General features: G+C 45.8%; 15 protein-coding genes. 7 read left to right on the forward strand and 8 right to left on the reverse strand.

Features of this window, described 5'->3' with window-relative positions:
- Nucleotides 1–78: 78 nt before the first annotated feature.
- Nucleotides 79–408 (reverse strand): hypothetical protein, encoded by a 330-nt coding sequence (locus A8O23_RS19730; RefSeq protein WP_066625391.1) that lies wholly within the window; start codon nt 406–408, stop codon nt 79–81.
- Between the two features lie 252 nt (nt 409–660).
- Here A8O23_RS19730 and A8O23_RS19735 point away from each other — a divergent pair, with 252 nt between their 5' ends.
- Together A8O23_RS19735 and A8O23_RS19740 are read left to right on the forward strand one after the other, a co-directional pair.
- The gene (locus tag A8O23_RS19735; protein WP_066625349.1) at nt 661–2535 is read left to right on the forward strand and encodes a PAS domain S-box protein; all 1875 of its coding nucleotides are present in this window, start codon (nt 661–663) and stop codon (nt 2533–2535) included.
- Nucleotides 2536–2552: 17 nt separating this feature from the next.
- Nucleotides 2553–2945 carry a response regulator gene (locus tag A8O23_RS19740; protein WP_066625351.1) on the forward strand — a complete coding sequence of 131 codons (393 nt, stop codon included), beginning with the start codon at nt 2553–2555 and terminating at the stop codon, nt 2943–2945.
- 79 nt (nt 2946–3024) lie between these two features.
- Here A8O23_RS19740 and A8O23_RS19745 read toward each other — a convergent pair whose 3' ends face one another.
- The 7 genes from A8O23_RS19745 to A8O23_RS19775 all read right to left on the reverse strand — a co-directional run bounded on the left by A8O23_RS19745 (nt 3025) and on the right by A8O23_RS19775 (nt 8318).
- Nucleotides 3025–3210: a hypothetical protein gene (locus A8O23_RS19745; protein ID WP_066625353.1), complete on the reverse strand. Its 186-nt coding sequence runs from the start codon at nt 3208–3210 to the stop codon at nt 3025–3027.
- Between the two features lie 81 nt (nt 3211–3291).
- Entirely contained in the window at nt 3292–4101 is an 810-nt protein-coding gene (locus A8O23_RS19750) for a cytochrome c oxidase assembly protein (RefSeq protein WP_066625356.1), read from the reverse strand.
- Nucleotides 4102–4119: 18 nt separating this feature from the next.
- Nucleotides 4120–4596, reverse strand: a complete 477-nt coding sequence (locus A8O23_RS19755; RefSeq protein ID WP_066625357.1) for a DUF2243 domain-containing protein — start codon at nt 4594–4596, stop codon at nt 4120–4122.
- Between the two features lie 192 nt (nt 4597–4788).
- Nucleotides 4789–5589, reverse strand: coding sequence for an inositol monophosphatase family protein (locus tag A8O23_RS19760; protein WP_066625358.1), 801 nt, complete (start codon nt 5587–5589; stop codon nt 4789–4791).
- Nucleotides 5590–5674: 85 nt separating this feature from the next.
- On the reverse strand, nt 5675–7309 hold the full coding sequence (gene lnt / locus A8O23_RS19765; RefSeq protein WP_153042297.1) for an apolipoprotein N-acyltransferase: 1635 nt from the start codon (nt 7307–7309) through the stop codon (nt 5675–5677).
- Nucleotides 7281–7970, reverse strand: a complete 690-nt coding sequence (gene rsmI / locus A8O23_RS19770) for a 16S rRNA (cytidine(1402)-2'-O)-methyltransferase (RefSeq protein ID WP_066625367.1) — start codon at nt 7968–7970, stop codon at nt 7281–7283. Before rsmI ends, lnt begins: the two co-directional genes overlap by 29 nt.
- 99 nt (nt 7971–8069) lie before the next feature.
- Nucleotides 8070–8318 (reverse strand): 4a-hydroxytetrahydrobiopterin dehydratase, encoded by a 249-nt coding sequence (locus A8O23_RS19775; protein ID WP_066625368.1) that lies wholly within the window; start codon nt 8316–8318, stop codon nt 8070–8072.
- Between the two features lie 197 nt (nt 8319–8515).
- Here A8O23_RS19775 and A8O23_RS19780 point away from each other — a divergent pair, with 197 nt between their 5' ends.
- From A8O23_RS19780 to A8O23_RS19800, 5 genes are all read left to right on the forward strand, one after another.
- Nucleotides 8516–9376 (forward strand): SDR family oxidoreductase, encoded by an 861-nt coding sequence (locus A8O23_RS19780; protein ID WP_066625369.1) that lies wholly within the window; start codon nt 8516–8518, stop codon nt 9374–9376.
- A 102-nt stretch (nt 9377–9478) separates the two neighbouring features.
- Entirely contained in the window at nt 9479–9772 is a 294-nt protein-coding gene (locus A8O23_RS19785; RefSeq protein WP_066625370.1) for a hypothetical protein, read from the forward strand.
- A 52-nt stretch (nt 9773–9824) separates the two neighbouring features.
- Nucleotides 9825–10067 (forward strand): hypothetical protein, encoded by a 243-nt coding sequence (locus A8O23_RS19790; RefSeq protein ID WP_066625373.1) that lies wholly within the window; start codon nt 9825–9827, stop codon nt 10065–10067.
- Nucleotides 10068–10283: 216 nt separating this feature from the next.
- A complete protein-coding gene (locus tag A8O23_RS19795; protein WP_066625376.1) occupies nt 10284–10979 on the forward strand; it encodes a metallophosphoesterase family protein in 696 nt (231 codons plus the stop codon).
- A gap of 484 nt (nt 10980–11463) precedes the next feature.
- Nucleotides 11464–12969: choice-of-anchor D domain-containing protein (locus A8O23_RS19800; RefSeq protein ID WP_153042298.1), on the forward strand; the 1506-nt coding region annotated here is incomplete at its 3' end.

Genomic DNA, 12969 nt, shown 5'->3' on the forward strand with positions numbered 1-12969 from the left:
GAGCTATACGAAACTATAAAAAGAAGCGGCTGAAGGATTCTCCTTCAGCCGCTTCTTTTTATCTGTTATTGAGGTCGATTAATTGTCTATATCTTTGCCTAAATCTTCCACTTCCTTTAAAAAGGCATCTACATTAGTATCGGCGTAAGGACCGTATGAGTTAGAGATGGTGCCTTTGGTGCCGTCATTGCATTCTATAGAGTAAAGAATGGCCATATCATCCGGATTGGTTTCCCCTTCAAACCTGAAGAAGTCCACAATGCGCACTTCATTTACGTTATAGCATTTATCGCTGCCAAAGACACAAAGCCGGTTATTTTCATCTACCCTGAACGCTTCAGTATAGCCTTCCGCCTTAAGCTTTGCTTCTACTTTTACTTGGCTGGTTAATTCTTCCTTGTCTTGCATAGCCTTATCATTAAGTATTATGAGTATCAATAGTAAGTTCTGAACTATACGTAAAACGAACAGGTGGTTGCCAGATATATTCAAAAAAAAAGATATAATATTTGGTTTCAGGCACATGTATTTCTGATTGATTCTCCAGCAAAGCCATGTGGTATATTACTCCTTCCTTTCCTTCTCATTTGTCACTCTATTTGTACCTATAATGTGCGTAAACCCACTTTTATTTGATAAATTGGTGCTTCATTTGACCAAATGCCCTCAGATCTACATCTCCTTACAGCTGTTATTGACACCATTGATGAAGGAGTGGTCATACAGAACCAACGGGGCGAATATTTAGAGCTTAACCAACAGGCAGCGCATCTGTTGCAGCTAACCCGAGAGCAACTATTAGGCAAAACACCCATTCAATCTTTCTGGGGGTTGATCAAAGAAGACGGCTCTCCCTTTCCCTTCGAAAAATTACCCAATCAAATTACCCTGCAAACCGGGCAGCCGCAAAAAGATATTTTGATTGGTGTAACGGTTGCGAACAAAGTGGAAGCTTGGGTTAAAACTAAATCGAGAAAGCTCACGGTGCAGGGCCATGAATACATTCTCACTACTTTTTTGGATGTAACGGAGCAGTACACACTGGCAGATGAGCTCTGGTTTAGTGAAGCAAGGTGGCAGTTAGCCGTAGACGGCAGCGAATTAGGCGTTTGGGACTGGGACGGTGAAAGGAATGTCGCCTATTTTTCACCTACCTGGAAGTCTATGCTGGGTTATCAGGACCATGAAATACCCAATGACATAGAAGAGTGGAAGAACCGCATTCACCCTGATGACCATGACCGCGTAATGGGCATCATCAAGGAGCTATACCAAGGTAAATCCCCGGCCTACCACATTGAGCACCGCTTACGCTGTAAAGACGGAACCTACAAATGGATTCTTACTTCCGGCAAAGCCATTACCCGCAACAGCAAGGGCCTACTAACCAGGCTAGTAGGCACGCACAGAGACGTACACGCCGGCAAAGTACTGCAAGAGCAGCTAAGACTCAGCGAACAAAAACTTTCTAAAACTTTCCAGTTCTCATCGGTTGGTTTAGCATTGGTATCACCTACGGGGGAAGTACTAGACGCGAACCCTGCCCTCTGCCAAATACTTGGCTACACCAAAGAAGAACTGTTGCACTTAGACTTCCAGCAGCTTACTCACCCAGATGACATAGAGCCGAATACAGAAAACATCAGGAAGCTGCTCAACAAAGAAATTGAGAGCTATCAGGTAGAGAAACGCTACATCCACAAAAACAAGCAGATCATTTGGGGCATACTATCTATTTCTTTGATATGGGATTCTTATGGTACACCCTCCTTCTTTGTTTCGCAGTTAATTGACATTACGCATACCAAAAAACTGATTTCTGACCTAGAGGCCAATAACAATACGCTTTACATCACTTCACAAGATCTTAAAAGTAAAATCAGGCAGCTGGAAGAGTTTAACCGCATTGTTTCCCATAACCTTAGGGGCCCAGCCAGCAACATACAGCTACTGCTGGACATGCTGCCGGTTAAAGTACCTGGCACTCTGGAATCGCCAACGTTTAAAATGCTGCAGAAATCGAGCGAAACGTTGAACAGCACCCTGGCTGATCTCATGACCATTCTAGAGGTACGCATGAACAAGAATATAGCCTTTGACCACTGTCAATTCAAACAGACGCTGGAAAAGGTCTATGCTCTGTTGCAGGCACAGATCATTAACAAGAACGTTAAAATAGAAGAAAAGCTAGAGCAGGAGTACATTCACTACCCTAGCGTTTACCTGGAAAGTATTTTGTACAACCTGCTCAGCAATGCTATAAAGTACAGCCAACTAGAGGTACTGCCAGTTATTAAAATACATACCTATGTACAAAACGGGGAAACCATACTTACCGTCAAAGACAATGGCTTGGGCATCAATCTGGACCGACACCGGAACGATATCTTCAAGCTCAAAAAAGTCTTTCACAAGGGGTTTGATAGCAGGGGCGTAGGCCTGTTCATTGTCAAGAACCAGCTGGAGACGCTGGGCGGCTCCATAAGCGTGAAGAGCAAGCCCATGGCTGGAAGTAAATTTACCGTGAAATTTTAATTGAGAAGAGCAGAGGAATGACAGCCAAATCAAAAATATGCGTGATTGATGACGATGAAATCTACCAATTTTACTCCAAGAGTATAATAGACTGCACAGAGCGGGTACAGGAAGTGCTTCAGTTCTTTGATGGGCAAGAAGCTCTTGACTTTTTTCAGCAACACCAGCAGCATGACGATCAATTACCGGAGCTTATTCTGTTAGATCTGGAAATGCCTTATTTAGATGGCTGGCAATTTCTGGATCAGTACCGTAAGCTGGAATTAGCACGTGACATCACCCTGTTTGTAGTTAGCTCCTCGGCAAGCCAGACCGACCGTGAAAAAGCTTTAAAGTACCCCTGCGTAAAGGGCTACATCACCAAACCCATGACTGCCCAACAATTCAAAGAGATATTAGATGCCTTATAAGTTGGCAAGACTGTAAAACGAAAGAAGCTGCTCATGTCTGGAGCAGCTTCTTTCGTTTTACATATTGAAATTAGTCATCCTACGAATTAACCGAAGCATGCTTGGCTTTTATTTCCTGTTCAATTTTCTTCAGGTCAATGGTTGAGCAGGCACCGCAGCCTTTGGCGCAGCCTACTTCCTTCGTGAAAAAGCTTTTATAACCCAGCCGCAGCACATAAAATGTCGCCAAGCCGAAGACTAAAAAAATGATGATTTCCTGTACCATAGCTATCAACTTTAACGCAGGCAAAGGTACAAATAGTTTAAACTAACATTGATATTCTTCATTCAACCTGCCAAAGCAAGTTCAACTAACGCTTAATGAGGAAATCTGATTTTTAGAACGATGTCGTTTTTGGTACCACAAGGCAAAGAGTGCAATAGTCAACAACAACTCAGACAGATCTCCCCAGTAGTACATTAGCTTAGCGGCCTCCCGTATTTGCTCTTCAGGGTGTGGTGAGTTATGTGGGAGCAAATAAGCATACATTAGCTTACTCAGGAAGGCATGAAGCGCTATATTCAGGAACAGCACAAAGATTCTTACCCGTAAGCCCGGTCTTTGAGGCACCGGTTCTAAACCAATCATTGACCAACAGAAGAGATAACCCGCCAGCAAAAAATGAAGGTGAATGATGTAGTGCAGCCACGGCTGTGTCAAACTCACATTATACAGCGGAGTAAGATATAATATATACATGCCACCAATGTTCAACAGCAACGCCACTACCGGATGGCTGAATAGGTAAAAGACTTTGCTTCTCAAGATAGCGGTTACGCCTCTGGCTACCTTTACCGGCAAAGTTTTCAACGCCAAAGTAACTGGGGCGCCTAACACCAGAAAAATAGGCGCGAACATACCCAGTAGCAAGTGTTGCACCATGTGCCCCCGCAGATCATGGTGCGCCCATTGCATTAGTTGCGGGTGCAAAGCAATTCCTAACAAGCCAGTGCCTAGCCCAAAGCTGATGCTGTGCCAAGCACTCCAAGTCAAGTCTTTGCTCTTCAATTTTACAAGCGCACTCACATAACCTAGGGCCAAGGTTACAACCAAGAGCATCGGAATCCATTCTGCAACTGAACTACCAGATAAGTGGTGAGAAGAGTGGTGCTCCATTTTATCAGGATTAGGAAGCTAAGCAGCAACAGACACAGAATTTTTGTCAGACTGCCGTGCCTTTTTGAGCAGAAATAAGCCAATAAGCAGTAACAATAAGCCAACGGCATTCCAGCCCAGATCGTAAGGAAGCAGGTTGTCAACATACCTCACCTGGTGCAGGCGCAGCACTTTATGATCTACTATTCCATCGAAAAGCTGAAATCCGCCCAACCCCAGGAAGAAGCCTGCCCAAGCTCTTATATTAATTAAGGCATTACTTCTTCTTAGATCCATCAGCAGAAAGAAACCAGCCACAATGGCCACCAGTTCAGCCGCATGCAACAGGCCGTCTGTCAATAAAGCTACTTCTGTAGTGGAGCCGTCGTAGAAATGGTGCCAAGCCAGTATTTGGTGGAAAATGATTTCATCTACCCCCGCCATTATACCTATGCCAACCAAAGCACCAGCCTGCATAGACCGGCTAGGGTTCAGATTCTCTTTCTGGCTGTTCATGTTATTGCGTCTAAGTTTGTTTCAAAGACTACTATATACCGTTACAGGTTACATTTTTATTTCATGGAAGAAGTAGAGTTACCCGAGGCACAGTGTAGGAAACAGAATTTTTGCACAGAAAAAGCCCCTGTTTTAGGCTTATTTTCGCAAAAACAGGCCTAAAACAGGGGCTAAATAAGTAGTACCATTACTCTATTCTTTCCAGAAAGGCTCTATCAATTTCAGCATCTCTTCCTGCACTTTAGGGCTGTTGCTCACGCAGATTTCCCGTCCGAAGACATAATCTTTACCACCCTTGAAATCGGTGACCTGACCACCGGCCTCCTGCACTATGATGGCTCCGCCGGCTACGTCATATGAGTTAATATTGAATTCAAAGTAACCCTCAAATTTTCCGGCAGCCACATAGGCTAAATCTAGAGCGGCTGAGCCTAAGCGACGAACGCCGTGGCAGTTCTGCATAAAGCTTCCCATAACCTGCAGGTACTTCTGCATTTGGTCAAAGCTGTAGTACGGAAAGCCCGTGGCAATTAGAGAGTCACTAAGGCTGGGGGTAGCGGAAACGGAGATTCTCTTCTCGTTGCAGTACGCGCCGCCGCCCTTCACGGCATGGTAGCACTCGTCTCTGGTAATGTCATACACTACCCCAATCACCAGCTCCTGGTGCTGTTGCAGAGCAATGCTTACCGAGTAAATAGGTAAGCCATGAATAAAATTGGTGGTACCGTCTAGTGGATCTATGATCCAGTTGAACTCTTCCCCTTTCTCGGTGCTGGTACCCTCTTCAGTAATGAAACCGGCTTCGGGCAAAATCTGCTGTAGCCCCGCCACCAATTTCTCCTCGGCTTGCTTGTCAACGTAAGACACCAGATCATTGAAGCCTTTGCGCTCCATCTTAGACATGTCGAACTGCTGGGCTTCGGCAAATATGAACTGACCTACTTGCTTGGTCAGAGTAACCACTTGATCGCGGAGCGCGGAAAAATCTTTCATAGTTGAGGAGTACTTGACCCGTAGGCTGCGTTTTTGGCTTATTTTCTGCAAAACAGGCTAGAAACGCAGCCTACGGGCAGGAATGTTAAACTCTTTTTTTGCGGCGGGTAAAGCTTAGAACCAAGGCAGCTAATAAAAAGCCTAAGGTCAGCCACTGCGCACCGTGCCCAATATACTCGCCGTGGCGGGTGTAAAAGGTTAATTCTTGATTAAATTTCACTTGGTCACGCAGGGCGTCCTGAACCCACCACTCTGATTTTTGAGTGATTTCGCCACGCTGGTTTAAGAACCCAGAGATACCTGTGTTAGCAGAACGGGCAATAGAGCGCCTAGTTTCAATGGCCCGCAAAGATGCATAGGTTAAGTGCTGCTTGTACCCAGGCGAGTCTGACCACCAGGCATCGTTGGTGATGATAAAAATGGCTCCAGCTCCGTTACGAACATATTTGCTCACGTACTCGCCGTAAATTGATTCATAGCAAATAACCGGCGCCCCGCTCCATGCTTGATTTTGGCTGTGTTTGTATACGGTACGTTCTTCTTGTGTACCGTACCCGCCCACTGTACCACCCAAATCTATGGCTAACGGACCCAAGAACTTCAGTAAGTGAGGGTATGGCATTTTCTCCACACCCGGCACCAGCTTTGACTTATGGTAAAACTCATGCCGCCCGTCTGCCTTAAGGTGAAGCCCAGCATTGAAGATGTCATAGTACCCCACTTGCGGATGGTATCGGGCCGAAACGCTTTTGTTTGCAGAATCTGGATACAAGGTGGCGGTGGTGATGCCAGCCACTAATTCCAGGTTAGGGTGCCGGCGGAGTAAGTCGAGCAGAGTAAGTTTGAGCGGACTGGTGGCAAAGCCTTCTTCCCAATTCAAACCATTGGTGATAGAAGTCTCAGGCCATACCAAGAACTTAGTGTCGGGCGTGATTTTTTGCTCAGACAGCTTTATTAATCGGTTTAGTTGTTCTTCAAAAGATAAATAATTCTCGCCCTCCTGAAACTTCTCTTTATACGGGTCTACGTTAGGCTGCACTACCACTACTTCGGCAGCATCGCCTTTTTCTTCATAAGCATTCCATATCCAGAAAGAGACGGCAAGAGGAAGCACCACCGCCAGCACCGGAGCCGCCCATTTGGCAAAGCCTCTTTTAGAGCTTGTGAAGGCAAAAAACACCAACAGGTTCACAATCCACACCCACAGCGATCCGCCTAAATAACCTGTGTACTCGTACCACTGCACCCAACTAGGCACCGCGGCAAAACCGTTGCCTAAGGTAAGCCACGGCCACGTAAGGTCCCAGTTAAGGTGGAACTGCTCAAAGGCTATCCAGTACACGGGCAAGCTCAGGTAGCCTACAACTTTACCGGCAGCGCGTTTCGTCCAGAAAAAGGCCATCATGGGCGCAGTCATGAACAAAGCGTTAAAAATGACCGCCGCCGCCCCGCCAAACAAAGTAGAGTAACTTACCCAGTAGGTGGTAAATAAATTCCAAAGGAAGAGCGTCAGGTACGCATATTTGAAGAAAGTGCGCCCCCGCTTTGGTTTGGCTTTGGCCGAGATGGACTGTTCCATGAGTAGAAACGGCACCCAACCCAGGAACAGAAAAAAAGCCAACGGTTTCACCGGCCAGCCCAGCCACAGCAAAAAGGCGCTTAAGAACGCCAGCAGCGGCAAATAGTATCGGTTATTTGTTTCCTTGAACAACAATGACAAATTCTCCTTTTATAGCTTTTGTGGTAAACGTGTGCACCAGCTCTTCCAGTGTGCCGTTCAGGGTTTCCTCAAACATCTTGCTGATTTCGCGGCTCACGGAGGCCATTCGGTCAGGCCCGAAGTATTCTTTGAACTGCTCCAGCGTCTTGAGCACCCGGTGCGGCGACTCGTAGAAGATCATGGTTCGTTCTTCCTGCGCCAGGCTCTGAAGCCGCGTCTGCCGCCCTTTCTTCACAGGCAGAAATCCTTCAAAGGTAAACCTGTCGGTACTGAAGCCTGATTTAACCAGAGCGGGCACAAAAGCGGTAGGGCCGGGCAGGCATTCAATCTTCAGCCCCTCCTGCACACACGCTCTTACTAACAAAAACCCAGGGTCAGAAATTCCCGGCGTGCCGGCATCAGAGACCATGGCCATTTTCTCGCCTTTCTTCAGGCGCTCCACCAAATGCGCCACGGCTTTATGCTCGTTGTGCAGGTGGTGGCTGTGCATGCGCTTGTCAATGCCCAGGTGGTTCAGAAGTTTGCCGCTCGTGCGCGTATCTTCGGCTAAAATTACGTCTACTTCTTTCAGTACTCTAATGGCCCGCAGCGTAATATCCTCTAGGTTTCCTATAGGCGTGGGCACTAAATAAAGACAGGTTTCTTCAACTGGTTCGGCCATAGGCCAAAGATACGAAAAAAGAGTCTTGAGTTATGAGTCGCGAGTCTTGAGTCAGGAATGCGTTTCCGAGGTGGTTTTCAGAAAAGAGGCCTAAAACGTTTATCCTTGCCTAAACCTATTGGCTAATTCATCTATTAGTTGAGCCAGCGCATGGTCTTTGGCTGTAACGGTGTTACCGGCAGAATGCGTGGTAAGCTTTATCTCGACTTGATTATACATGTTGCTCCACCACGGATGGTGATCCAATTCCTCGGCCACGGCGGCTATCTCCGTCATGAAAGCGAAAGCTTGCTGAAAGTCTTTGAAGATGAATTTCTTAAAAAGTGAATGGTTCTCTTCTCTCCACATGTAGCAAATTTATCAAATTACTCTATGTTTTGGAGCTGATTTCTGAAAAGCAGGCTTAAAACACGTCACTTCTGCCAAAGTCCCTCGTATTCTCTTAGTACATCGCCCGTAGGCGAGATACAAGTGCGGCAATTCTCACAGCTAATTGCAAGAGCACACAAAAAACAATTAACAACCAGCAATCAACAAACTATAAGATGGCAGAAGAAAAGAAACCACAGGAAGTGCCAGACCAGCACCAGAAAAGCCAGCCCGGAGATGAGCATAAGATGACGCCGGAACCGATCATCATCAGAGACGGCTACAAAGGCAGCGAAAAATTGAAAGGCAAGAAAGCCCTGATCACCGGCGGCGACAGTGGCATTGGCCGGGCAGTAGCCGTTCATTTCGCCCGTGAGGGTGCCGATGTGGCTATTGTGTACCTCAACGAAGACAAAGACGCCCAAGACACCAAAGCCATGGTAGAAAAGGAAGGCCAGAAGTGCGTCTTAATTTCCGGTGACCTGCGCGACGCCAGTTTCTGCAAAAAGGCGGTACAGCAAGCGGTAAAGGAACTGGGCGGCCTGAATATTTTGGTAAACAATGCGGCCGAGCAGCACGAGAAAAACGACTTGCGCGAAATTACGCCGGAGCAGCTGGAGAAAACGTTTAAAACTAACATCTTCGCCTACTTCTATGTGGCGCAAGAGGCTCTGAACCACCTGCAGAAAGGCGATTCCATAGTCAATACCACCTCCATTACGTCTTACCGTGGATCTGGTCACTTGATGGATTACTCCGCCACCAAAGGCGCCATTACCACCTTTACCAGATCGCTCTCGCAGAACTTGGCAGAAAAAGGCATACGCGTAAACGCCGTAGCTCCCGGCCCCATCTGGACGCCACTGATTCCGGCCACACTGGAAGAAGTAGGGGATTTTGGCAAAAGCCAACCTATGGGCCGACTAGGGCAACCTTCTGAAGTAGCCCCAGCCTATGTGTTTTTGGCCTCAGAAGATGCCTCTTATATTACCGGCCAGACCATACACGTAAACGGCGGAGAGCAAATTGGCGGGTAGATGATCAATTCTTTGATTTAGAAACGAAAGAGAACCTACCGCTCAACCTTTCCACGTGGAAAACAGTACTTATAGAGACCATTCACCTAACGACAAACGCCTATGGCAACTGAAGATAAAGAACAACACCCAAATGGTCATGACAGACCAATACGGGTAATAGACGACACCAGTACCAACATGGACGACATGATGGCCGGACATATCATTCCGGGGGCAAATCCGCCTAAGAATGAAGCCCAGCGCGGCGGCTTCGGCAACCGTGATGGTAAAGAAGGTTACGGCTCCGACACTTCTGACGGGCCTACTGGAGTAACCGTAAACGAAGACGCAGACAGTACCGAACATCCAAAGGACAACATGCGCACCGAGGATGAAGGCCGCGGAATACAGTAAGTGTTTTAAGCCTTCTTTTTTAAATGTTTCACTAAACTGAAAGGAGAATATTATGCCTTATAAAAGCAATAATGCGAACCACCAAGGTGGCGAAAACAAAGGAGGACCAGCAAACCATGGTCAACCCAAAGCCGGAGTAAAAACAACCGGTGGTCCAGAAGACATTAAACGTTCTGAAGACACCGTGGCAAAACATGTAAATGAGGGAGAACAGCCTACTCCGGATGCCATTACTCACCCTAACCGGAATACTGATAAACCTAATATCGACAAGCCTGGCTACGGCGGAACCTGATATTCTTATAAATCAACAGAAAAGCACCTTCTTTGCAGAGGGTGCTTTTTTTGTGGCTTTGACAAGATTTAAATCTAACTTTCATTCTTCAAAAGCCCCCCCACAAACTGCCGAAATTTAAAAATCAGAAAACACACATAACTCTCTCCCGCTTCTACGTACTCAGTAGTAACCGCAATGCAGACTTAGACGCTGCGGAAAACGAAAGAGATACCCATGGCCCGATACGCCATTTCTGACATACATGGCTGCCTGCGCACATTTCAGGTAATGGTTGAAGAAGTGCTGCAGATCCAGCCTCACGACCACCTGTACCTACTAGGCGACTACATCAACAAAGGCCCTGACAGCAAAGGAGTGTTAGATTACATTTTAACGCTACAGAAAAAGGGCCACCAGATCACGTGCCTTCGGGGCAATCATGACCAGCTTTTGCTTGATGCCGTAGACGAGGGCGAAAGCAGTGTGTGGCTAAAATCAGATGAGAAAGAGAAAACTCTGGAAAGTTTTGGTGTGGAAAAACTGAAGTACGTCCCGGAGCGATATATCAGCTTTATCCGATCTATGCCGTTGCTGCTCATATTAGATGACTTTATACTAGTACATGCCGGAATAGATCTTTCGCTCAAAAACCCACTTGCCACCAGCAACTACACCCTTATGAACACGAAGCGTATGAAAGCCTCTACTAAAAAGCTGGGAGGCAAAATTTTAGTGCATGGTCACCTTCCCCAGCCTAAATCAAAAATTGAAAAAGCTATCAAGAAAAGAACCAAAGGCATAAACTTAGATGCTGGCTGTGTGTATTATAAAAACGAAGAGTTTGGCTACCTCTGCGCTCTTAACTTAGATTCTTTTGAAACCTATTGGCAGAAAAATATTGATCTGCCTTATGAAGTTAAGGTAAAATAGCATTGTTTCTGATAAACTTCATCTACACAATCTTACCAGCAGAATACAAGACTTTTTTTATAATCTCAATATTTTTCAGGTATGATTGAACTAAATCATAAGAATACCAATTCTTCATTCAACAGTAAGTTTTGCTTTACTTAAGTGAAGAAAATATTAATGTATATTAGAACAAGCTGGCAGGTGCCCCCACAACCAGCCTAGGCTTTAAGGCTAACCTATGTTATTAAGAGCTAATTTATATTTAGCCTAAAAGTATCTTATTAATAAAGCGTTACCCCTTTAATTGTTTATTACCTTAGTTCTCTAATCAAACCTGTTGCATCAAGTACAATGAGAATAAGTCATTTTAGGATATACTGGGTATTTTATAAGAATTATTAAATATAATATTAATTTTACCATACCTAGAAGTAGGTATTGTAATACGGGTTTTAAATTTCTACATTTGTCACACCAATAACACGCTTAAAAAGAAAGAGTTATGACACAGCTTTTACGCAGTATCAAATTAGGGAAAGGCAGAGGGATGCGTGAAGTATGGCTCCTGCTAGGCCTATGTCTATTAGCCTGCTTTAATGTCTCGGCGCAGGTTACTAGTTTGCCAACCTCACATGGAGGCCGATGGGACAGACTTATGACAACTGCTCCAAAAGCAGGATGGACTCATTCAGGCTTGGCAACCACAGATGCCAGTATAAATTTGGGGTCTACTGATGGTGGTAATGGTTCTACCACTAGATCTGCTACATTTAATAATGCCGGCGCTACACTTACTATTGATTTTTCAGGTATAACCACTCAAAAACCGGGAGAGTTGAGCTTTCAAATGGCTTACACTGGAACAAATAGTACTTATGACGGAGCATTGGTTCTGCAAGAGTTTGTTGAAGGATCTTGGAACACCATTCGAACTTTCAATAGTACTAACCCAGTAGCTAAAGCCACGTCAAGTACAGGTCCCTCTACCTCCATTACCCAGACCTTGTCATCTACAGCTACTCAAGTAAGGTTTGTGTCAAACGCTGTACCTGCAGGAGGGGCAACACTAGTGGACAAGGTAATACTAAATCCTTTAGCTGATTCTCCTGAGATTAATGTAGTAAAAGACGGAACCAATCAAGCGAATAATTCTACTTATACTTTCCCGCAACAAAATAGGAACACTACCAGTGCACCAGCAACATTCACTATACAAAACACTGGCGCTGCTGACTTAACAGTTTCCTCTATAACTTTAGGGGGCAGTAACCCTGATCAATTTGAGATTACACAACAACCAACGTCTCCCGTTGCCGGTTCTGGTAGTACTACATTTAGCGTCGTTTTCAAACCAACAGGCTCAGGACTAAGCAGAAGCGCTACTTTAAATTTCGTAACTAACGACACCGACGAAACAAACTATACTATAAATTTAGCAGGTACTACTACTACACTTGCTCCTGTAATTGATAATTTTAGTCCAACTTCTGGTTCTTATGGAGATTTGATAACAATCAATGGGTCTAATCTTATCAATACAGAAGTAGTATATTTTGCCAATAGTGTTGCAGCACCATTTACCATAGTAAATGATAATCAAATTACGGCTACTGTACCAGAAGGAGCTATCACAGGAAAAATACAGGTTGTCAATAATAACGGTACTGCCGTTGCTAATAGCCCAAGTGATTTTACAGTAATTGCTCCAGCCCCAGTTATCTCCTCCTTCACGCCAACCTCGGGCCCGGTGGGCACGGTGGTGACCGTGACGGGCTCCTACTTCTCAGAGGGCGGCGGGCTGCTCTTCTACGACGAGAGCGGGCAGTACGTATACGCCGACAACTACCAGTTCATCAGCAGCACCGAGGTAAGGGGGCAGGTGCCGGCATCCGCCGTGACCGGGCCCATTGCCGTGGAGAACGACGTGGACATCACCGACAGCGGCACTAACTTCACCGTGACCGTGCCGGCCCCGACCATCACCTCGCTCACACCTGACGCAGGCCCG

Origin of the sequence: Rufibacter roseus, assembly GCF_001647285.1 — a bacterium.
GTDB classification, from domain to species: Bacteria; Bacteroidota; Bacteroidia; order Cytophagales; family Hymenobacteraceae; genus Nibribacter; species Nibribacter roseus.